This is a genomic window from Geotalea sp. SG265 (assembly GCF_022808985.1).
In the GTDB taxonomy this organism is placed as follows: domain Bacteria; phylum Desulfobacterota; class Desulfuromonadia; order Geobacterales; family Geobacteraceae; genus Geotalea.
On sequence record NZ_JAKZFT010000001.1, the window covers coordinates 175,894 to 197,201 of the forward strand.

The window sequence follows — 21,308 nt, forward strand, 5'->3', positions numbered from 1 at the left end:
AATGCCGTCATTCGATATTGTTTCAAAGGTTGACATGCAGGAAGTGGACAACGCGGTAAACCAGGCAGTGAAGGAGATATCCCAGCGCTATGACTTCAAGGGGTCGAAGAGCGAGGTCACCCTGGAAAAGGATGCCGTAAAGGTCCTCACTGAGGATGATTTCCGCCTCAAGGCAATCGTCGACATTCTGCAGTCCAAGTTCATCAAGCGCGGCATTTCCCCCAAGGCCTTGCAGTACGGCAAGGTGGAAAACGCCTCCGGCAGCATGGTGCGCCAAATGATCACCATTCAGCAGGGAGTCTCCAAGGAAAAGGGCAAAGAGATCAACAATGTCATCAAAGAAACAAAGCTGAAGGTGCAGAGCCAGATCCAGGATGACCAGGTACGGGTGACGGGAAAAAACATCGACGACCTGCAGCAGATCATCCAGCTGCTCAAGGGGAAGGACCTGGGTATCGACCTGCAGTTCGTCAACTTCAGGCAGTAAAGCTGACAGGAGGCGTTCGGCCATCCGACGCCACCTGCCGTCCGCTATGTTATGGCATTACCGGCTGCCGGCCAACGGTCGCCGGTGGATTTGAAAAAGGAGCAATTTTTGAGTACGAACCGTAAGGAAAAAGTGAGCCTGGTCAGCCTGGGCTGCCCGAAAAACCTGGTGGACGCGGAGGTGATGCTCGGCTACCTGTCCCGGGATCAGTATGAAGTCACCACCGACGAGCACGAGGCCGACATCATTATTGTCAACACCTGTTCTTTTATCAAGGAGGCAAAGCAGGAGAGCATCGACACCATCCTGGACCTGGCCGACCGCAAGCACGACGCCCGCTGCACGATGCTGATCGTCACCGGCTGTCTGCCCCAGCGGTATCAGGAAGAACTGGTCAAGGAGCTGCCGGAGGTGGATATTTTTGTCGGCACCGGGGACTACCCCCGTATTGCCGAGATCATTGCCGAGAAACGGGGCCTTTCGGAACAACTGTGCTACACGGGCGATCCCAATTTCCTCTATGACGACGAGCTGCCGCGGTTACAGTCATCCCCTTACTACACCGCCTATCTGAAGATCGCCGAAGGCTGTTCCAACTGCTGTTCCTACTGTGTCATTCCCTCCCTGCGGGGCTCTTTCCGCTCCCGTCCCCTGGACACACTCCTTAAGGAGGCCCGGGGGCTGGTTGCCAACGGGGTCAAGGAGATCAATCTCATTGCCCAGGACATTACCGGCTACGGAAAGGATCTGGAGGAAGGGGCGACGCTGGAGGTCCTGATCAGGTCGCTGGTGAAACTGGAGGGATTGCAGTGGATCCGCCTGCTCTATGCCTATCCCGACGGCATCGGCGAGGGTCTGATCCAACTGATCAAGGAAGAGGACAAGGTGTGCAAATACCTGGACATCCCCCTCCAGCACATCAGCGATCCGATCCTGAAGCAGATGAACCGGAGGAGCAGCGAAGCCGAGATCAGGGAGCTCATCGGCAAACTAAGGAGTGAGGTGCCCGGGATCGCCATCAGGACCTCGTTCATTGTCGGCTTTCCCGGTGAAACGGACGAAGATTTCAAGAAACTGGTTCAGTTTGTAGAAGAGACCCGCTTCGATCGCATGGGAGTGTTCTGCTACTCCCGGGAAGAGGGAACGCCTGCCGCAGCAATGGCCGAGCAGGTTTCCGAGCGGATCAAACGGGAACGGTACAAGAAGTTGATGCGAACCCAGGCGCGGGTTTCATTTAAGCATAACCGCAGCCTGGTCGATACGGAAGAAAAAGTGCTCATCGAAGGATACAGCGAGGAAACCGAACTCCTGCTGAAAGGCCGTTCGTCGCGACAGGCCCCTGACATCGACGGACAGGTTTACATCACGGCGGGAAATGCGCAGGTCGGCGACATTGTCAAATTGAGGATCACCGATTCCTCCGATTACGATCTCATCGGTGAAATAGTTTCATAAAGCCCCTAAAGACGGCATTTTAGAGCGAGGCTTTTCCCTTGACAAAGTAAACTATTGCTGTATTATTGCGACGCCTTTTACGGCGAAACTCAAGGAATGGAGCGCATTTATGGTTGATAAACTGGATGAGATGAAAGCCATCCTCCTTAAAATGAAAGAAGAGACCATCAAGGAAATCAGCAAATCTCTCAAATCGGGTTCGGATGTAACTACCAATGAACCGAGCGGCGACATATACGATCAGGCATCCAGCGAGCGGGATCGCGAACTGGGGCTTCTGCTGGACGACCGCGAACGGGAGAAGTTGCGCAATATCGATGAGGCTCTGCTGAAGATCGAAGAGGAGGAGTACGGCATCTGCGAAGAGTGCGAGGAAGAGATTCCAATCGGCCGGCTGAAGATCGTCCCCTTTGCCCGCTATTGCGTCAAGTGCAAATCAGACCTCGAAAAGCTGCAGGCCCAGACCAAACGCTTCGAAGAAGACCGAGCCTATCGGGAAATCGCTCTGGGCGAGGAAGAAGAAGCCTGAGAAACCATGCAACAAAAAGGGCGCCGCACAAAACGGCGCCCTTTTTGTTCGGCATGGAGAAGTATGGGAGGAAGGAGGACTGCCGCGACTTCGTCCATTCGTTCGTCGCCACAGCTGCGGACCTTGCGCTGCCGCCCGCGTAATAGTGCACGATGCTTATTGGTCGGCTGCCTCTCCGTTCCATATGCGGCGGGTGTCCGCTCGCCGCTGTAGCTCTGTCACTCACTCCCGAAGCCACGGCAGTCCTCCCCTGAGGCAGCAGCGCAATTACGACGTATTGTGTCACACACCCACGCTATACTCTTTTTTATAAAGCGCGGAGGTGGCAACAATGGAACTTATCGTCATGGCAGGAGCGGCGACGGTGGCTTACTGCGGGTATCTGGCCGCCCTTGATGAAATCAGGGACTGGAAGCGGGTGAATGCGGTGAAAAAGGAGCGAAGGCGCCGCAGCAGGAATCACTCCGGGCGCATCAGGATTGCAGTCGCTTATCCAGAAGGTGGCGCGGCTGCACGTTGGCGAGAGCCTTTAAGAGACTCTTTTTGATGTATGGGTTTTCCTTTTCCAGCTCTTTCAGCAGCTCTTTCATCCTTCTTCGCTGCTGGTCGGCGGAACCGCAAACCGGGCAACAACAGCAGACCACCGGGAAGCGGTTATTGCGGGAAAACTGGATGATGTCCTCCTCAGCCACATAGACCAGTGGCCTGATGACTGTCGTCTCCCCGTTGTCGGCCAGCATTCCGGGCGCCATGGCCTTGAGTGCACCGACGAAAAACTGGTTGAGGAGCAGGGTCTCGATGAAATCATCCATGTGGTGCCCCAGGGCCAGCTTGTTGCAGTTATGCTCTCGCGCCAGGGCATAGAGGGCGCCACGCTTCAGGCGCGCACAGATTGAGCAATAGGAGGAGTCGGGGCGGCGTTTCTCCTTGATGATGCCGTAATGGCCGGTCTTTTCCATGTGCAGGGTAAAGCCGTTTTCCCTGAGATGCTCCTCAATGATATCCGCCCGGAAACCGGGATATCCCGAGTCGATGTTGATGGCGACGATTTCATAGTGTACCGGCGCCCTTTTTCTCAGGGTATCCAGCATGTGCAATAGCGTATATGAGTCTTTTCCCCCGGAAACCCCCACGGCAATGCGGTCACCTTCCTCGATCAGACCGTATTCGGCGATGGCGCGCCCGACCCTGTTCTTGATCCTTGTGAATAATGCATCTTCTATCAGTGCCACAAAAAACTCCAATAAGGAAGGGCGCCCCCATGGGAACGCCCTTCCCATTCAAACGTAGCAGGGAAACTACCCCAGCACTTCCTGACGAAAGCGGTCGATACCCATCTCGTCGATGATGCGGCCGAGGCGATTCTGGCTGGCGGACTGCTTGTACCAGGCGATGATCTTGGCAACGATCTCCAGGACATCTTCCTCGGTCGGCACATTGTCCACCAGCAGGTCGGCAAGGCGCGGCCGGGCACCGGCATTGCCCCCGACCATGACCCGCCACCCCTTGTTGGTGCCCATGATGCCAATGTCCTTGATTGCCGGCTCGGCACAGGAGACCATGCACCCAGAGACCCCCATCTTCAGCTTATTGGGCAGTTCCATGGCGTGGTAGATCTTGTCCAGTTTGAGCCCCAGGGATATGGAATCCTGGATTCCGCGTTTGCAGAAGCTGGTCCCCGGGCAGATTTTGACGCTGCGCACGCAGAGGCCGATGGCGGCACCAGGTGCCGTGGCCAGATCGGCCCAGACCCCATCCAGATCCTCTTCCTTGATGCCCACCAGGGCAATGCGTTGGGCCGAGGTAACCTTCACCGCCTGGACCTTATATTTATCCGCCACGTCGCAGATCTTGCGCAGAGTGGCGGTATCCACTATTCCTCCGGGGATGTGGGGGGCGACGGCATAGGTTTCCCGGTCGCGCTGCAGTATGGCCCCTTTTTCGGGAATGTCTTTTTTCATCTATCCTCCAATCAAAGCTCTCTTATTTGAACTCAGGAAGCAGCGACTCCAGCCGCCACCCCCTTTTTTCCCCTTCGTCGAAATAGCGCCACTTCTGCAGATCGCTAACCGTCTTCACCGTCATGGAAGGGTTGATGGTGTAATCCAGTTCCATGACCACCTCCCCCTTTTTCGTATTCACATCGCAATCTTTGCTGAGAACCCGCGAGTCCAGCACCCGAATTTCACGGGCCGACTCGATCCGTTTCCGGTAATCATCGCGGAGCGGCGCATCCACGAAGGCCACAGCCCCCTCGAATTCCTGCCAGCGCAGCATTGTGGCATACGACCTTGAAGTCTTCTCGAAATTGTCTTTGACGACGTAATCTAAAGTGCAGCCTGAGAAGACAAGCAGCAATCCGGCCAGCAGGGCCATACGGCAGCGAAATGACATAATTATTCTCCTATCTCTTGATATACCGTACCAGTTCGGCAGCGATCCCGTACCTGCCGAAGGGGGGAATCAGATAAAAGCCTCCGACCCTGCCGCGGACGGCATCGATGAACTCCCTGGCGATCGCCAAGCCCTCCCGCGCGCCGTCCTCTTTTTCTTTCCCCTTCATGCGCAGCCGGATCTCATCGGGAATGACGATACCCGGCACCTCGTTATGGAGAAACTCGGCATTGCGTTCACTGACCAGCGGCAGCACACCGGGTAGGATTGGTATATTCAGGTGTGCCGTCTGCTCCAGCATCTCGTCCAGGCGCTTTACGTCGTAAATGGGCTGGGTTTGGGCGAAACAGGCGCCGTTGGCTACCTTTTTCGCCAGCCTGCCGGTCTGGACATCCATGCGCGCCGTGTTGGGGTTGAAGGCAGCGCCGATGGTGAAGCCGGTGCCACTGCCGAGGGGATTGCCCAGGGCATTGACCCCCCCATTCAGGCCGTCAAGGAGTTTGATAAGAGTGAATGAGTTGAGGTCGAAAACGGAGGAGGCGCCGGCCTGCTCGCCAAGGCTTGCCGGGTCGCCGGTTACCGCCAGGATGGAGCGGATTCCCAGGAGGCTCGCCCCCATGAGATCCGATTGCAGGCCGAGGAGATTACGGTCCCGGCAGGTGATATGAACGATGACCTCGATGCCGATTTCCCGCTGGATCAGGTTTGCCAGGGCGATGTTGCCCATCCGCACCCGTGCCAGGGGATTTTCCGCCAGGTTGATGGCGTCGGCTCCGGCTTCCTTGAGGACGCGGCTGCCGGTCAGGACGGTGCTGCAATCGAGCCCCCGCGGCGGGTCCAGCTCGACGGTGACCACCATCTTTTCCCCCCAGGATGACAGGAAACCGGGGGCCGCAATCGGCCGAGGCTCCCCCACGTGGGCGGGAATGGCCGCTACCTGCACCTGGCGTCGGGTTGGCTTCCGTCCTTTAAGTCTTTTGGCGATTTCCCGAATATGGTCGGGGGTGGTTCCGCAACAGCCACCGATGAGCACGGCACCCGCGGCAGCCATCTCCTCAGCCATACCTGCGAAGTAGTCGGGGGTGGCACGGTAGAGGTAGCGGCCGTTGACGTATTCGGGGAAGCCGCTGTTGGGATAGACGGCAATGGGAAGCAGAGTAATGCCCGCCAGAAGTTTGACGGTACGGGAAATTTCCAGAGGTCCTGCGCCGCAATTGGCGCCTATGACATCGGCCCCGGCAGCAGCCAGCCGGCCGGCAACGGTCTCCAGCGGAAAGCCCCCCGCTACTCGGCTGTTCTCGCCGAAGGCCATATTGGCCACAACCGGCAGCCCGGTCTGTTTCGCCACTTCCACGCCTATTTCCAGCTGCCGCAGATCGGAGAAGGTCTCCAGAAGAAAAAGGTCCACCCCCCCCTCGGCCAGTGCATCAACCTGGGCGGCGAACATCCGGCGGATCTCGTCCTCTCCCGGAACCTTCTCTTCACCCCTGCCGCCGATCAGTGGACCAATGGACCCGGCAACATGTACATCCGCACCGCCGGCCGCCTGGCGGGCCAACTGGGCACCTTTGACGTTGATGTCGCGGAGCTTGCCACCGATACCGATGGCGTCCAGCTTGGGGAAATTGGCACCGAAGGTATTGGTTTCGATAACCCGCGCCCCGGCAGCCACGTATTCCCGGTGGAGATCGAGCACCAGCGAAGGTTTGACCAGGTTGAGATGCTCGAAATTTGCGTCTGGGCTTATCCCCTTTGCATAGAGCATGGTGCCGGTGGCGCCGTCACCAATCAGGACTTCTTGCTGGAGTGCTTCAAGAAATTTCACGAGTTATCCATGTTTTACTGGAATTTTTGCCGTCGAGTGCTAGAATAACCCCCTCAAATCCAGTCCATGCGAGGTCTCTTCATGCTGCACACTGCGATCAACTGGCTTCTAGCCACCATACTCAAGCTGGGCTATCCGGGTATTTTCATGCTCATGGCCATGGAAAGCTCCATCATCCCCATCCCTAGCGAGCTGGTCATGCCTCCGGCGGGCTACTGGGCGGTCGAGGGCAAAATGAACCTCTGGCTCGCCATCCTCTGCGGCACCGCCGGCAGTCTTGTTGGTGCCTATGCCAACTATTTCGCCGCACATTACCTGGGAAGGCCGCTGGTCCTCAAGTACGGGAAATACGTGGGCATTACCGAGGAGAAGTTCGGCAAGGTCGAGACATTCTTCCATAAACATGGCGAAATATCAACCTTCATCGGCCGTCTCCTGCCGGTGGTGCGCCATCTGATCTCCCTCCCTGCGGGGCTCGCCGGCATGAACCACGGCAAATTCGCCACCTACACCCTGCTCGGCGCCGGCATCTGGTGCACGGTCCTCACCGTTATCGGCTACGTCATCGGTGAAAACCAGGCTTTGATCATGGAATATTCTCACCAGGCAGTCATCGGCGTAATCATCTTCAGCGCAGGGCTCATCGCTGTTTACGTCTGGCGCCACAAGCGGAGAAGCGTTACCAGCCCCTGAAAAGCTGCCAGAACTGCAGAGAAAAACAAGAAAGCCCCGGCAGGTTGTCCCGCCGGGGCTTTGCATTTGATGGCTTATCCTGCTATTTGGGGACCTTTTCCCAGTCCTCGAGGAATTTCTTGATGCCGGCATCGGTCAGGGGATGTTTTGCCAGCTGCATGATAACCGAATAGGGGATGGTCGCCACATCGGCGCCGATCAGGGCCGAGTTCAAGACGTGGATCGGATTCCTGACGCTGGCAACGATGATTTCCGTAGTATAGCCGTAGTTATCGAAGATGGTGCGGATCTCCTCGATGATCCCCATGCCGTCCTGGGAAATGTCGTCCAGACGGCCGACAAAGGGGGATACGTAGGTGGCACCGGCCTTTGCCGCCAAAAGTGCCTGCATGGGGGTGAAAATCAAGGTGACGTTGGTCTTGATTCCCTTTTCCGACAGGGTCTTGGCCGCCTTGAGCCCCTCGGGGGTCATGGGAAGCTTGATAACGATGTTCTCGTGGATCTTGACCAGTTCCTCAGCTTCCCTGATCATCCCGGCATGATCCAGGGATACCACCTCTGCAGAGATGGGACCGTCGACGATCTCCGTTATTTCCTTGATGACATCCGCAAATTTGCGGCCCGATTTGGCAATGAGAGACGGATTGGTGGTAACACCGTCCACCACACCCAGGGCATGGGCCTCGCGTATCTCCTTCACATCTGCAGTGTCGATAAAAAACTTCATTTTTCTCCTCCGATACTGTTTTTTTCTGCAGTTTCCAACTGCTCGCGGAATTTTTCCAGGCAGGACATGGAGCAGAAGTGAAGCTTCCGCCCCTCCAAATTGCCGATGACGGCATCCTCCCTTGTCACATAGGTGCCGCAGACCGGGTCCCTGAAGGTTTCTTCCTCCCGGTCCGCATCCCGGTGCACCTCCTTCAACTCAGGACGTCCCTTGAACATCCGGTAGATCGCATATCCCACGAGGATCAGCACCAGCAGCTTTGCCAACGTATCCTCCTATAGTTTTTCCACCCGCTCCGACGAAGTGAGGGTGGCTAGCAATTGAGCGACTGACTTGTGCAGCAAGGGGTGCACAAGGTCGGGGGCTATTTCGGCAAGAGGTTGCAGGACGAAGCGCCGTTCATGAAGCCGCGGATGGGGTATAGTCAGTCGTTCTCCGGTGATGACGGCATCATTGTAAAAAAGGATGTCCAGGTCCATTGGCCGGGGTCCCCAGTGCAGGTCTTTCGTTCTCTTGAAAATGCCGGACTCGATGCGCTGAAGCTCGTCAAGAAGGTGAAGGGGGGACAATTCGGTGTTTATCTGGGCGACGGCGTTGTAGAAGTCGGCCTGTGGAATTCCGCCGACCGGCTCGGTTTCGTAAAAAGCGGAAAGAGCCGTGACACGGGTTCGGGGAAGCTTGCCCAGCTCGGCCACCCCGCGCAACAGGTTCAGCTCCCGGTCTCCCTGGTTTGATCCGAGAGCTATGTATGCCGTCACTTGCACTTGGCGATTAGAACACAATTCTTCCCTTTTTTCAACCCCGCGGGCGCGGGTATAAAATGCCGCCCATCCCGCTTCGTTCTCGTGATCGCCCGTCTTCCGCCAACGGCTGCGCCCTTTTTTGTCTTTTTTGACATTGTAATGGAGACGAATTTTGAGTATATTTTAGAACGTTTGTCGCGGCAGTTTAATTCCGGTCCATGGGAAAGCACGATGAAATCAGGCGGCACGGAAGAAAGCAGCGAGCAGGACCCCAAGGCACTTTACGAAAAGGGACTCGAAGCCTTCAAGACCGGAATCTTTTTGTCCGCCATGAAGTGCTTCGAAAAAGCCATTGCACTGGAACGGAGCCCGGCAGCCCTGTCGCGCCTCGGCCTTTGCCTGGCAAAAGAGAAGAGGTACTTCGCCAAAGCCATTTCCCTGTGCAAGGAAGCCATCAAGTATGACCCCCGCAATTCGGAGCATTATCTCTTCCTTGGCAGGATTCACCTGCTGGCGGGACAGAAAAAGGAAGCGATCAGGATTTTCCGCATGGGGCTGCGAAACGCAAAAGACCCGGACATAACACGGGAACTGGAACGTCTGGGCAGCAGAAAAGAACCGCTGCTCCCGTTCCTTGGGCGCGGCAACCCCATCAACAAGTATCTGGGCATCCTGCTGAAGAAAACCGGCTTGCGCTGAACCTGTCGATTATTCCCCTAGGAGGTTCCATGGCAGATAAAATAGGTGTTGCATTAGTTGGCGGAGGGCGCACCGGCACCCCCATGCTGAAAGAATTGCTGAAATACCCCTACATAAACATCATCGGCGTGGCCGACCTGAATCCGACTGCGGAAGGAATCAAGATAGCCGCCGAGCGCGGCATCTATACCACCTCGGACCCCATGGCCCTGGTAGGCAAAGGGGATGCCATCGACATTCTCATCGAGGTGAGTGGCGACAAGGCATTGAAGAAGGCTATCAAGTCCGCCTTCGCCAAAAGCGGCAACAAAAAGACCATCATCATGCACGACCTTATCGCCCGCCTCTTCATCAGCGTCTGTACCCACCAGCAAGAACTTATTCCCACCGTTCACCCTGAAGATATCGGCATCGGCTGAAGCAGCCCCAGGAGCCCAATGATCAGGTATATCACCGTCAAGAGCCGCAGCAGAACCGAGCTGATCAACATTACCGAACAGGTGCAGGAGGCGGTAAGGGTCTCGAAGATTACCCATGGCCTTTGTCACCTTTTCGTCCTCCACACCACGGCGGGCATCACCATCAATGAAGGAGCGGACCCCGCCGTGCAGCGGGACATGGTGAATTTCTTCGACAAGCTGGTCCCCAACGATCCCTACTTCACCCATGCCGAGGGAAATTCGGACGCACACATCAAATCATCCATCGTCGGGACGGCAAAAACGATCTTCGTGGAAAATTCCAGGTTGGTTCTCGGGACTTGGCAGGCAATCTACTTTTGGGAGTTTGATGGACCGCGGGAAAGAAGAGTGGCGGTCAAGATAAGCGGGGACAGTTAGCAGTTCAGGTAAAATGATTGTAGCCCGTCCGCCGCGGCTGATACGCCGAACCGTCGGCAGCGATAATGGCAAGGCCATCCCCTGCAGTAATTTCACCGATCACGGCAACGGCGACACCACAGGAATCCAGACAGGAAAATACACGCTCCCTGAGCAGTGGGGGCGCCGTGAAGACAAGTTCGTAATCCTCCCCGCCCCCCAGGGCAAGGGCGAAGAAGTCCTCAGTAAAACTCGAAACATCTTTCCGGTACTGATCGGAAAGAGGCAGGCTCGCCAGGTCGAGCCGGGCTCCCACAGCCGATTTCTCCAGGATATGCCCCAGGTCAGCGAGCAGCCCGTCACTGACATCGATCATGGAAGTGGCCAGACCCGCCTCTGCCAGGGCAATGCCGGCTGCCACTCGCGGTTCCGGATCAAGGTGTCTTGAAACGGCCAGCCCCTCTCGCTCCCCCTGCCGCAGCAGCTCCAAGCCAAGGGCCGAATCGCCCAGAGTTCCCGTAACAAAAACCAGATCCCCCGGCTGTGCGCCGCTACGCCCTACCACCCGCCCAGGCAGCTGTTCACCGATGGCGGTCACAGAGATGGCCAGTCCCCCTTTGGACGAGCAGGTATCCCCCCCGATCAGGGTGACGCCGAATTGGTCTGCGCGCTCCATCATGCCGTGCATGAACCTGTCGAGAAACGCCAGTTCCAACTGTTGGGGTACGGCCAGCGAAAGCAGGTAATAGCGAGGTTTGGCACCCATGGCGGCCAGATCGGAGAGATTTACCGCCAGCGATTTCCGGCCGAGCCTAAGTGGATCGGTCAGGGTGAGGTCGAAGTGGACTCCTTCCACCAGCATGTCGGAGGTCACCAGCGCCAGGTGGCCGGGTGCCGGTTCAACGGCGGCGGCATCATCACCGATGCCGATGGGGACAGTCGGCTGTTCTGCAATGGCAGCGGCAATCCGGTTGATAAAACCGAATTCGCCCAGGTCGCGTAACCTCACACCTTCGCCCCCGCCACAATCCCTTTGCGGGATGGGACCAGAACCCGCGTCGTATGCGCCTTGGTCTTGGGAGGAATGGTCTTCGGCGTTCCCGGGGGGGTAGGCGGATATTTTTCCAGGGCAACCTTGAGCACATCGTCGATGGTACCGGCGAAGACGATCTTGACCTTCTTCAGGATATGGCGAGGGACGTCTTCAAGATCCTTGCGATTCTGCTCAGGAATGATAATGGTAACGATGCCGAGCCGGATGGCAGCGAGGATCTTCTCCTTGAGCCCGCCGATGGGAAGAACTTTACCCCGCAGGGTAATCTCGCCGGTCATGGCCACATCCTTTTTGACCGGAGTCTTGGTCAGCGCCGAAACCAGGGCGGTGGCCATAGTGACGCCGGCCGACGGGCCATCCTTGGGTATGGCTCCGGCAGGGACATGAACGTGAATATCCATGGCGCCATAGAAATCCTCCGCCAAGTGCAATTCCGCGGCACGAGTGCGAATGTAGGAGAGAGCCGCCTGGACCGACTCCTTCATCACGTCTCCCAGCTGGCCGGTTAGGGATAGTCCCCCCTTTCCTTTCATGATCGTCGCTTCGATGAAGAGGACTTCCCCCCCCACGGGGGTCCAGGCCAGACCGGTAACGACCCCGATTTCGTTCTGCTTCATCTCCTCCTCGCGGATGAATCGGGGCGGTCCCAGGTATTTGGCAACGGTTGCGGCATTGATCAGGAACTGCCGTTTCTCCCCCTCCGCGACCCGCCTCGCCACCTTACGGCAGACAGAGCCGATTTCACGCTCCAGGTTTCGGAGTCCTGCCTCGCGGGTATATTTGGAGATGATCGTCTTCAGTGCCTCATCGGAGAAGGTGATTACCTTATCCGTGATACCGTTTTCCTTGGTCTGCCGCGGCACCAGGTAACGCTTGGCGATCTGCAGCTTTTCCTCTTCCGTGTAGCCGGAGAGACTGATCACCTCCATCCGGTCGCGCAGGGGCCCGGGCACCGTGTCGATCTGGTTAGCCGTGGCGATGAACATGACGTCGGACAGATTGAAGGGAAGATTGATGTAGTGGTCGGAGAAGGAGTGGTTCTGCTCCGGATCGAGCACCTCCAGCAGTGCGGAAGAAGGGTCGCCGCGGAAATCCGCACCCAGCTTGTCCAGCTCGTCGAGCATAAAAACGGGATTGTTGGACCCGGCCTGTTTCAGGCCTTGGATGATGCGCCCCGGCAAGGCGCCCACGTAGGTCCGGCGATGGCCCCTGATCTCCGCCTCGTCCCGCACGCCACCAAGGGAAATGCGGACGAATTTTCGTCCCATGGCCCGGGCAATGGATTTACCCAGGGAGGTCTTGCCGACCCCCGGAGGGCCCACAAAGCAGAGGATCGGGCCTTTCATCTTCTTCTTCAGCTTGCGGACCGCCAGGAACTCCAGGATGCGCTCCTTGATCTTCTCCAGAAAATAATGGTCTTCATCGAGGATTTCCTTCGCCTTCTTGATCTCCAGTGAATCCCTGGTGGATTTGCTCCAGGGAAGTTCCACCAGCCAGTCCAGGTAGGTGCGCAGCATACCCGATTCCGCAGCATCAGGATGCATCTGTTCCAGGCGTCCCAGCTGCTTCAATGCCTCTTTTTCCACATTCTGCGGCATTCTGGCATTGGCGATGGCCTTGCGCAGCTCGGCGATCTCTTCACTCCGGACATCGGTCTCCCCCAGCTCCTGCTGGATCGCCCGCAATTGTTCCCGCAGGTAGTATTCCCGCTGGCTTTTACCCATCTCCTCCTTGGCCGCGGACTGGATCCGTGCCTGCATGCTCAGGAGTTCGAATTCCTTATTGAGATAGTCGTTAACCCGTTTCAGCCGCTCGATGGGATCGATGATCTCCAGGAGTCCCTGGGCCTCCTCCACCTTCAGGCCGATATTGCTGGCGATGAGGTCGGCAAGGCTTCCCGCCTCCTGCATGTTTTCGACGATCACCATGACCTCGGGCGAAACCACTTTACCCAATGAAACGATCTTGGCCAATTGCTCCTTGACGGTACGCATGAATGCTTCCGTCTCAAGCGTGTTCTCCGGCAGCAGCGGCTCGACGATGCGCTCGATACGCACAGAATAAAAGGGCTTCTGCTCCATGAAATCGACAATCCGCCCTTTGGTCAGGCCCTGGACGAGAATTTTAACCCTGCCGTCAGGCAGTTTCAGCATCCGCATGATCATGGCGACGGTCCCCACACCATAGATCATTTCCGGAGCAGGATCTTCCTCGCTCATGTCCTTCTGGGTCGCGAGAAAGATGAGCCTGTCCTTGGACAGCGCCGAATCGACGGCATTGATGGATATTTCCCGCCCGACGAAAAGGGGAAGGATCATGTAAGGATAGACGACAACATCCCTTACGGGCAGAAGCGGCAGGACGTCCGGTATGTTCAGCTCTTCGTTTTCCTGCTTATTTTCCATGTAAAATCTCCTCAATCCGGATATCGCGGATCAGCGTATTTTTGTCCTGCAGTCTGGGGAAAACGACGGCAAGCACCCCTCTCTCGTATCTGGCTTTGACCCTATCCATATCCACAGCAGGGGGGATCTCCACGGTCCGGCAAAAATGACCGAACTGGCGTTCCATACACAGGTAATTGGCGCCGGCAGCACCGGTATCTTCCCTTTTCATCCCTTTCAACACCATTGTATTGCAACATATGGTCAGTGACAAATCTTCCCCGGCAAATCCCGGCAGATCAAACTCCACCACATAACAGTCCGGGGTCTCGAAAATGTCCACGCTGGGGGAAAACTCGCACTCCTTGCTTTCCGTTCCTTCAAGGGTCGAGAGGTAGGAAAAAATTTCATCAATCTGCTGTCGGAAAAAATTCAGCCATTCCAACGGATATCGTGGAATTACCGCCATAACTGCCCCAGATATTTCGATTACATGGCCGGAAAGGCCACCCGACACCCTTTTCGTTCGCTTCAACGGCACGGACGATTTTGTTGATTTAACCATCTTTGCCGCGAAAGTCAAGCCAATCCGCCCTTGCGGCGCCGCCATCCGGCCTGCTTCGGCGGCAAAGAACCGCCATTCCTTTCTCCAACAGGCTGTCCCTCCCGGATTCAACTCTTATGAATTGAATTATGGAACACCCGCGTGTATAATCACCCCGCTTTGCGGACAGTGGCCAGCCTCCCGACAAATACGGGCCGGCCACGGGGCATCCGGCCGGCAAATTGCCAGATGGTGGCTTGCCGGCACTGGAAATATAATGAGATGTGAGGGCGCATGAAAAAATATTCGACTATAATGATAATCGCATTCGCACCGGTCTTCCTCTGCGGTTTCGACTGGGGGTTCGGCATCAAAGACAAATGCACCGAGGCGAAAAAACTGGCCACGGAGCTGAACGAGATCAAGGATGATGCCTCACGCGGCGACTCTGAAGCAAAAATCGCCGAACTCTGCCCGGAAGGTGCGGCGGTCCATTTCGCCAGGGCACTCAACTTCGAACGGAACGGCGCTCTGGACAAGGCAATCGCCGAATACCAGGAGTCGCTCAGGGAAGACTCTGATTTTGCCGCTGCCAATGGCAATTTGGGTCTTGCATATCTGAAGAAAAAACAGGAAGACGATGCGGTAGTCGAGCTGACCAAGGCAACTAAAAACCATTCCAGCGGCATTTACCATAAAGCTCTCGGCAAGATCTTTTCCGATAAAAAACTCTACTCCCTCGCCCTTTACCACTATAACGAAGCACTTGCACAAATGCCCGCCGACACCGGGCTGCATGCCGATATCGCCGATGTCTACCTGAATTCCGGATTGCCGAACAGTGCCGAAGAGGAATTCAACAAAATACTTGTGGCGGAGTCGGGAAACACCCGGGCAAGAATGGGTATAGCGGCAATCAACAGCAGCAGAAACGATTTTGACAAGGCCATAGACCAACTGAAAAAAGCCCAGGCTGTCGATCCCGGCAACAAGGAAATTCACCGGCTTTTGGCAGAGGCCTACGATAAAAAAGGGGACAAGAAAAGCGCCGAATATGAATCGCTCCTAGCAGGCGTGCAGGTCAAGACGGAGACGGCGGCGCGGCCTGACCACCTGCGCCAGGGAGATGCTTTCATGGCTGCAAAGGAATTTCCCAAGGCTATCGACGAGTACAAAGCGGCTCTCAAGGAGAAGCCCGATTGGCCTGAGGTCCTGCAGAAACTGGGAGACGCATCCATGGCCGTCGACAATGACGACGACGCCATAACCTATTACAAGGAAGCGGTACGGCTCAAGGCCAAAGACGACGCCATCCATTACAAGCTGGGCCTGCTCTATGAGCGCCAGGCACTCCTCGACGAGGCGGTGGTGGAGTACCGCCAATACCTTTCCGCCGTCGCCGATAATCTGGATGCACGGCGCAGGCTGGCGGACATCTATACCCAGCGGGGCAGCTATCCACAGGCTATTGAACAGTACCGTGCCTTGCTAAAATTGAAAAGCGACGACGCCGCAGTCCATCTGAAGCTGGCACGGGTCTATGTGAGCAGCAAAGATTATGCACCGGCAATAACGGAATACCTGGAGGCGACAAAGCTTGAACCGGGCAATATCGAAGCGCATCGGGAACTTGCCCTGCTCTACCGGAAGAAGAACCAGAACGACGAAGCGGCAAAGGAGTATCAGGCCGTCCTGAAGGTGAAAAAGGACGATAATGATGCCCGCACGGCCCTCACCTCGATCTATGTGAAAGGCAAGAAGTATGATGAACTGATCGATCTGCTCAAGGAAGGAGTGGAGCTCAACCCGAAGGACCCCAACAGCCATTACAAGCTGGGGCTCATGTATGAGTTCAAGAAAGACTATCCAGCCGCAATAGATCAGTACAAAGAAGCGACGGTGCTCAAGGCAGACCATGCAAAGGCGCTGAATGCGCTGGGCAGGGCTTACATGAAGAGCGGCCGCATAACCGAAGCAAAGGAGGCTTTGGAGGCGGCGAAAAAAGCCGATCCGGAGCTTGAAGAAACCACGGTGCTCCTCAGCAACATCAAGGATGAGATGTCACCCGAACCCAAAAAGTACAAAAAGCGAAGTCACAAGTCGAAGAAGAGCAAATCGGCCAGGAAGAGCGGAAAGAGCCGGTCCGGAAAGACCAAGACGAAAAAATCCAGGCACTGAGTGCCTGAGTCGAAATAAAGAAAAAAGGCCGGGGCATGTCTGCCTCGGCCTTTTCTTTCGCCCAAATAATTTATTGTAATGATGCTTCTTCGGTAAGCGGGACTATCTTTACCCTGGCTATTCCCTTGCCATAAAATCCCAGCTCTTTTGCCGCCGCCCGCGACAGGTCTATGAACGGCTTCTTTTTCTTGCGGCAACGGTCGTTGACTGTTACCACTACCTCTTTCTCATTGGAGAGATTCGTCACTTTCACCTTGGTCCCGAACGGCAGGTCCTGGTGGGCCGCGGTCAATTTCTCCGGATTGTAGCGAGCGCCTGAGGTCGTTCTTCTGCCATCGTACCGCCTGGCATAGTAGGAAGCGATGCCGATCTTTTCGACATCCTTAGCCTCCCTGGGTGTTTCTGCAGCAACGGGTGTTTCTTGTGGCCTGCTTTCCGATTGCGGTTCTTCAGCCAGCAGGGGAAGCGTGTGGATCGGAAGGAGCATCAGGCAGATCGCGGCAATCAAAACCGGCCTGCCCCTACGCTCAAGTGATGCCATGCGCACCTCCTTTGTTGGGCGAGGGGTTCATATAGCATGGCAATCAGGCTGGAGTCAAGAAAAAAGAGAAAGCTCTAATCCATATTTCTAATGAAGTTAATGATACCGCACGGTTCGGCACCGGGCAATGACCGGAAAATCAAACGGTGCTGTATCCAATGGCCGCAGTTTTGATGGCCGTCACGTCGTTGATGGTCACAACCCCCCCCATATCCCCTGAAACCGCCCCCTCGTCATACGGGCGGAAGTTCAGCACAAGCCATTTTCCTGAGGCTCCATTGTATATCTCCACCCCCGGTTGGAGCACGTTCTGCTGCAAGCCGTGGGCAGCCAGGAACTGCTTCCAGTCCCTGCCCACAATATCGCGATGGGAAACGGTAGTGAAATTTTCCAAGGCCCGGTTGAACCTCTTGATCCGCCCCCCGTTGTCCACGAGAATGAAGATATCGGAGATGAAGTCAAGGGTCTGCTCCCACTCCCGTCTGATGTTTTCCATCTGGAGAAACAGATTTTTCAGTTCCTCATGTTTCATGTATAACTGCGACTGGCTCTTTCGCAGCTCCTTCTCCAGAACCCTTTGCTCCGTTACATCTCTAGCTATGGCGATCAGACAGGCCTCGCCGCCATACTCGATAACCTCGGCGGACCAGAGCATGATGCGCAGCTCGCCTGACTTGATGCGGAAAGATACCTCCAGGTTGCGAACCAGGGAATTTTCATTGAGACATTTCAGCATCAGCATCCGATCGCGGGGATCGAACCAGATGCCAAGCTCGGTGGAGGTCTTGCCAATGACCTCTTCACGGGAATAGCCGGTAATATCCAGGAAGGCCTCATTGACTTCGATATATTTCCCGTCTCCGGCCCGGCTTATGACTATCCAGTCCGGACTGGCGTGGAACGCTTTGGCGAACTTTTCCTCCGACCTCCGCAAGGCATCTTCCGCCTCCTGCCGCCACGTTATGTCCTGGGTGGTGCCGTCCATTCTGATGGGTTTCCCTCCTTCGTCGAAGGCGACCTCCCCCTGGACGGCTACTGTACGAACCCTACCATCTGAAAGAATTAGGCGATAATCCATGTTGAACAACTTGTTGGCGTACAGAGCTTCATTCATGGCCCGGTTCACCCGTTCCCTGTCTTCGGGATGGACCATGCTGAACGTGGACTCGTACGTCACCGAAAAGGAATCCCTATCGACCCCCCAGATGCGGTACATCTCGTCCGACCAGGTGATCGTGTTGGATACCACATCCCAATCCCAGCTCCCCAGGTGGGATATTTTCTGCGCGAGCGCAAGGAGCGATTCACTGGAGCGAAGAGCTTCCTCGACCCGTTTCTGATCGGTGATGTCGAGAAAGGAGCCGACCAGCTTATTCGTCCCGGGAATCTCGCCCCATCGAACCACAACGTCTCTGATCGTCCCGGCGGCCCCTGTAAACCTGAACTCGTAGCTGTCAATGGAATGATTACCATCGATTTCTTTTTGGGAGTGTTTTTTTAAAACCAGCTCCCGGTCTTTTTCGGCTACGAACTGCTGCCAGGGGCGCTTGCCTTCCAGCTCATCGCTGAAGTAGCCGCTCAGCTGCTCAAACTCCCTGTTGGCCATGACTATAGTCCCGTCCGCCTCGACGATAATGGTCGCCGCCCCGGTATTTTCAAAAATCGCCCGGTATTTCTCCTGGGACTGCCGCAGGGATTCCTCCACCCCTTTGCGGGCCGTAACGTCCCGGGCCACATGAAGGATCCGGTTTATTGCTCCGTCCTTGTCCTGGATCGGATATGCCGTAACCTCCTCATACAGGGTCTCTCCCTGTTTGCCCACATGGAGATGCTCCATCGTCTGGCATGCACCGGTCTCCATGGCCATACGGATCGGACAGCTGGCCGTTCCGCAAGGGTGACACAGACTGTGCGTCACGGCATGGCACGTCTTGCCGATCACCTGATCCAGGGTGCGGCCTGTCTGGCGGAGAAATACCCCGTTGGCACTCTGAATAGAGTAATCATTGACATTGACGATGCAAATGGCGTCCTGGGTTGCCTCCAGCACAATTCCCGACAGTTCCAGAGACTGTTTTAAATCTTCCTCCGCCTTGAGTCGCTTTTTCTCGCTTCGCCGGAAGCGGCGTGCTCCATAGAAGAGCCCGGCCATGGCCGCACTCCAGAGCAGGAAATGGCCGATAGCGACCCATCGAAGCTGGAATTGGGCATGATTGGAAAAAGGAGCCGCATAGGTCTCGCAGTACACGTTCCAGTAATAGGAAGCCATGAGGGCTACTGTCCACACCAGAGCTGCCAAGAGGATACATTTTTCCCATTGTGAAATCTTTGGCATGTTCCTGAAACCGGCCATGATGCTCATATTCCTCGCAAGGTTTTGAACAATCTTATCGGGCAGTGAAGAGCTTTTCTTGAACGCAAAACAGGGTGCCAGGGAATGGAAGATCAGGAATTCGAACGTGGATAATACCGGATCAGGGTAGGAAGATGTCCTTTGCCGAAAGAGGAACCAGACCATGGGCTTCGGCGCGCCCCATGAGTGTGCTGACGGCAGCCTTCCCCTCCTGCCCCAGGTCCCGTGAAAAGTCATTGACATAAAGCTTGATGTGGGCGGCGCAGACTTCGTCGCTCATTTCCTGGGAATGGGCACGTATGTAGGCATTTGCCTTCAGAGGGGCGGCAAAGGCACATTCCACGCTCTCGCGCAGCAGAGTGTTGATAGCAGCAATGGCCTCGCCCCCCAGAGACCTCTTTGCCACGATTCCCCCCAAGGGGATGGGATGGCCCGTTTCCTTTTCCCACCAATCCCCCAGGTCCAACAGCTTTACCAGGCCGAGGGCGGCGTAGGTAAAGCGGGATTCGTGGATTATGACTCCTGCATCGACGCTGCCGTCGGCTATGGCATCCATAATGCGGTCGAAGGGAAGATAGACGATCTCCGTAAGTGAGGGGTCGAAAAGCCTGAGCAGAAGTGCTGCCGTGGTATATCTGCCCGGCAGGGCAATCCTCTTCCCCTTCAACTGGGCCATATTTTCATGGTTTTTCGAAACGACCAGGGGGCCGCAGCCGCGGCCCAAGGCCCCGCCGGACGTGAGCAGACAGTAATCGTCCCGGACGAAACCGAGAAGATGGTACGATATCTTGCTCACATCCAGTGCCTTGTCCAGCACCAGGCGATTCAGGGTCTCCACATCCTCCAACCGTTCCGTAAAGGAGAAACCGGGGCGAGAAACAAGGCCATGGGTAAGGGCGTGGAAAATAAAGGTGTCATTGGGACAGGGAGAATAGCCGAGCGAAAACGTTTGCATGGGAACCTCAAAAGGATAAATAAGTTACAATTCTTCGATATATTTCAGGATAAAGCGCTGTACCGCCTCGACCGCCCCCGGAATATTCCAGGAAGAGAGATCCCGGTCTTCAACCATGTTGCTGATTCCCCGTACCTCAAGGCAGTCGATGCCGCAGCGCAGGGCCACCTGGGCGACGGCGGCCCCCTCCATGTTTTCACAGATGCCGCCGAAGCGGGAAAAAAGTTCTTCGCCGCGGGCAGTCGTTCCGCTGCACGTGGAAACGGTGAGGAATTTCCCCCGCTTCACGGAAAGGCCCAGGGCAGCGGCAAGACTTGCCGCCCTGCCTGCTGCCTGCATAGATAAGGGGAATTCGTTGAAGTAAGCCTTGCCGCTTCTCTTTACCAGCGGAATGCCGATCCATTCCAGGGAGCGCCATCCCTCCGGTGTCAGAACCCCTTCGTCGGCAAGAATTTCCGAGGTTGCCACAGCCAGCCCCCCGACCTGCAGTCCACTTCCCCGGTACGCACCGGCACAGCCCGTATTGATCAACAGATCAGGGGTCGCATTCTGCAAGAGGAGCGTTGCGGCAGAGGCGGCATTCACCTTGCCGATGCCGGTCACCGCCAGGGTGACCTCCCTGGCGCCAATACAGCCACGGTAAATCTCCGGAAAGAGGGCCGAATCAACCTTGGCAGCCCCCGTGGAATGGATGAGCAGAGAGAGTTCCTGCATGACCGAAGCTGTTACAAAAAAGGATTTCACAGGCACCTCCCTGTTTTCCTGCTGCGGCAAAGACGACTGTTAACATATAGTGGCAGATCTTATCACAGCAGTATCTCCCGTTCAACAGATCAGGGAAAGCCCCTTGCAAAGACCTGCCAATGGCCCGGTAGCCCTGTTCGGCTCCATTCCGTAACCCTCTTTTCCCTTGCATAAGAGTGACAGTT

General features: G+C 56.1%; 22 protein-coding genes. 8 read left to right on the top strand and 14 right to left on the bottom strand.

Annotated elements, in window-relative coordinates; all coding sequences use genetic code 11:
* Position 1: 1 nt before the first annotated feature.
* The 3 genes from ML541_RS00905 (at position 2) to ML541_RS00915 (ending at position 2,471) form a co-directional block, all read left to right on the top strand.
* Positions 2-487, top strand: coding sequence for a YajQ family cyclic di-GMP-binding protein (locus tag ML541_RS00905; RefSeq protein WP_243369863.1), 486 nt, complete (start codon positions 2-4; stop codon positions 485-487).
* Positions 488-595: 108 nt separating this feature from the next.
* Positions 596-1,942, top strand: coding sequence for a 30S ribosomal protein S12 methylthiotransferase RimO (rimO, locus tag ML541_RS00910; protein ID WP_243369865.1), 1,347 nt, complete (start codon positions 596-598; stop codon positions 1,940-1,942).
* Positions 1,943-2,051: 109 nt separating this feature from the next.
* Entirely contained in the window at positions 2,052-2,471 is a 420-nt protein-coding gene (locus ML541_RS00915; protein WP_243369867.1) for a TraR/DksA C4-type zinc finger protein, read from the top strand.
* Between the two features lie 473 nt (positions 2,472-2,944).
* Here the strand turns inward: ML541_RS00915 and ttcA are convergent, their stop codons facing one another.
* The 4 genes from ttcA to ML541_RS00935 form a co-directional block, all read right to left on the bottom strand.
* Positions 2,945-3,703, bottom strand: a complete 759-nt coding sequence (gene ttcA, locus ML541_RS00920) for a tRNA 2-thiocytidine(32) synthetase TtcA (RefSeq protein ID WP_243369868.1) — start codon at positions 3,701-3,703, stop codon at positions 2,945-2,947.
* Between the two features lie 66 nt (positions 3,704-3,769).
* A complete protein-coding gene (locus ML541_RS00925; protein WP_243369869.1) occupies positions 3,770-4,432 on the bottom strand; it encodes an NAD(P)/FAD-dependent oxidoreductase in 663 nt (220 codons plus the stop codon).
* A 22-nt stretch (positions 4,433-4,454) separates the two neighbouring features.
* Positions 4,455-4,865 carry a hypothetical protein gene (locus ML541_RS00930; RefSeq protein ID WP_243369872.1) on the bottom strand — a complete coding sequence of 137 codons (411 nt, stop codon included), beginning with the start codon at positions 4,863-4,865 and terminating at the stop codon, positions 4,455-4,457.
* Positions 4,866-4,875: 10 nt separating this feature from the next.
* Positions 4,876-6,690: a bifunctional homocysteine S-methyltransferase/methylenetetrahydrofolate reductase gene (locus ML541_RS00935; protein WP_243369874.1), complete on the bottom strand. Its 1,815-nt coding sequence runs from the start codon at positions 6,688-6,690 to the stop codon at positions 4,876-4,878.
* Between the two features lie 84 nt (positions 6,691-6,774).
* On the opposite strand from ML541_RS00935, the gene ML541_RS00940 reads away from it, so the two are divergent.
* Entirely contained in the window at positions 6,775-7,383 is a 609-nt protein-coding gene (locus tag ML541_RS00940) for a DedA family protein (protein ID WP_243370388.1), read from the top strand.
* Positions 7,384-7,465: 82 nt separating this feature from the next.
* On the opposite strand, the gene fsa is transcribed toward ML541_RS00940, so the two are convergent.
* Genes fsa through folK form a run of 3 tightly spaced genes read right to left on the bottom strand, consistent with a single transcriptional unit; the run spans position 7,466 to position 8,874 of the window.
* Positions 7,466-8,110: a fructose-6-phosphate aldolase gene (gene fsa / locus ML541_RS00945; RefSeq protein WP_243369876.1), complete on the bottom strand. Its 645-nt coding sequence runs from the start codon at positions 8,108-8,110 to the stop codon at positions 7,466-7,468.
* Complete coding sequence (locus ML541_RS00950; protein ID WP_243369878.1) at positions 8,107-8,376, bottom strand: YHS domain-containing protein; 270 nt, start codon at positions 8,374-8,376, stop codon at positions 8,107-8,109. Before ML541_RS00950 ends, fsa begins: the two co-directional genes overlap by 4 nt.
* Before the next feature lie 9 nt (positions 8,377-8,385).
* Positions 8,386-8,874 (bottom strand): 2-amino-4-hydroxy-6-hydroxymethyldihydropteridine diphosphokinase, encoded by a 489-nt coding sequence (gene folK, locus ML541_RS00955; protein ID WP_243370389.1) that lies wholly within the window; start codon positions 8,872-8,874, stop codon positions 8,386-8,388.
* Positions 8,875-9,084: 210 nt separating this feature from the next.
* On the opposite strand from folK, the gene ML541_RS00960 reads away from it, so the two are divergent.
* From ML541_RS00960 to ML541_RS00970, 3 genes are read left to right on the top strand one after another with little or no spacing between them, the layout of a single operon-like run.
* Positions 9,085-9,552: a tetratricopeptide repeat protein gene (locus tag ML541_RS00960; RefSeq protein WP_243369881.1), complete on the top strand. Its 468-nt coding sequence runs from the start codon at positions 9,085-9,087 to the stop codon at positions 9,550-9,552.
* 29 nt (positions 9,553-9,581) lie between these two features.
* Complete coding sequence (locus ML541_RS00965; RefSeq protein ID WP_243369882.1) at positions 9,582-9,971, top strand: hypothetical protein; 390 nt, start codon at positions 9,582-9,584, stop codon at positions 9,969-9,971.
* Between the two features lie 18 nt (positions 9,972-9,989).
* A complete protein-coding gene (locus tag ML541_RS00970) occupies positions 9,990-10,391 on the top strand; it encodes a secondary thiamine-phosphate synthase enzyme YjbQ (protein WP_243369884.1) in 402 nt (133 codons plus the stop codon).
* Between the two features lie 4 nt (positions 10,392-10,395).
* On the opposite strand, the gene thiL is transcribed toward ML541_RS00970, so the two are convergent.
* From thiL to ML541_RS00985, 3 genes are read right to left on the bottom strand one after another with little or no spacing between them, the layout of a single operon-like run.
* On the bottom strand, positions 10,396-11,379 hold the full coding sequence (thiL, locus tag ML541_RS00975) for a thiamine-phosphate kinase (protein ID WP_243369885.1): 984 nt from the start codon (positions 11,377-11,379) through the stop codon (positions 10,396-10,398).
* Positions 11,376-13,829, bottom strand: coding sequence for an endopeptidase La (gene lon, locus ML541_RS00980; protein WP_243369886.1), 2,454 nt, complete (start codon positions 13,827-13,829; stop codon positions 11,376-11,378). Before lon ends, thiL begins: the two co-directional genes overlap by 4 nt.
* Entirely contained in the window at positions 13,819-14,277 is a 459-nt protein-coding gene (locus ML541_RS00985; protein ID WP_243369887.1) for an Hsp20/alpha crystallin family protein, read from the bottom strand. The genes lon and ML541_RS00985 overlap by 11 nt, the downstream gene beginning before the upstream one ends.
* 369 nt (positions 14,278-14,646) lie before the next feature.
* On the opposite strand from ML541_RS00985, the gene ML541_RS00990 reads away from it, so the two are divergent.
* Positions 14,647-16,530, top strand: coding sequence for a tetratricopeptide repeat protein (locus ML541_RS00990; RefSeq protein ID WP_243369889.1), 1,884 nt, complete (start codon positions 14,647-14,649; stop codon positions 16,528-16,530).
* A 70-nt stretch (positions 16,531-16,600) separates the two neighbouring features.
* Here the strand turns inward: ML541_RS00990 and ML541_RS00995 are convergent, their stop codons facing one another.
* The 4 genes from ML541_RS00995 to mqnB form a co-directional block, all read right to left on the bottom strand.
* Entirely contained in the window at positions 16,601-17,071 is a 471-nt protein-coding gene (locus ML541_RS00995) for a septal ring lytic transglycosylase RlpA family protein (protein ID WP_243369890.1), read from the bottom strand.
* Between the two features lie 139 nt (positions 17,072-17,210).
* Positions 17,211-19,406, bottom strand: coding sequence for a PAS domain S-box protein (locus ML541_RS01000; RefSeq protein ID WP_243369891.1), 2,196 nt, complete (start codon positions 19,404-19,406; stop codon positions 17,211-17,213).
* A gap of 139 nt (positions 19,407-19,545) precedes the next feature.
* Positions 19,546-20,379 (bottom strand): 1,4-dihydroxy-6-naphthoate synthase, encoded by an 834-nt coding sequence (locus ML541_RS01005; protein WP_243369892.1) that lies wholly within the window; start codon positions 20,377-20,379, stop codon positions 19,546-19,548.
* 24 nt (positions 20,380-20,403) lie between these two features.
* Positions 20,404-21,123, bottom strand: coding sequence for a futalosine hydrolase (mqnB, locus tag ML541_RS01010; protein ID WP_243369893.1), 720 nt, complete (start codon positions 21,121-21,123; stop codon positions 20,404-20,406).
* Positions 21,124-21,308 lie beyond the last annotated feature (185 nt).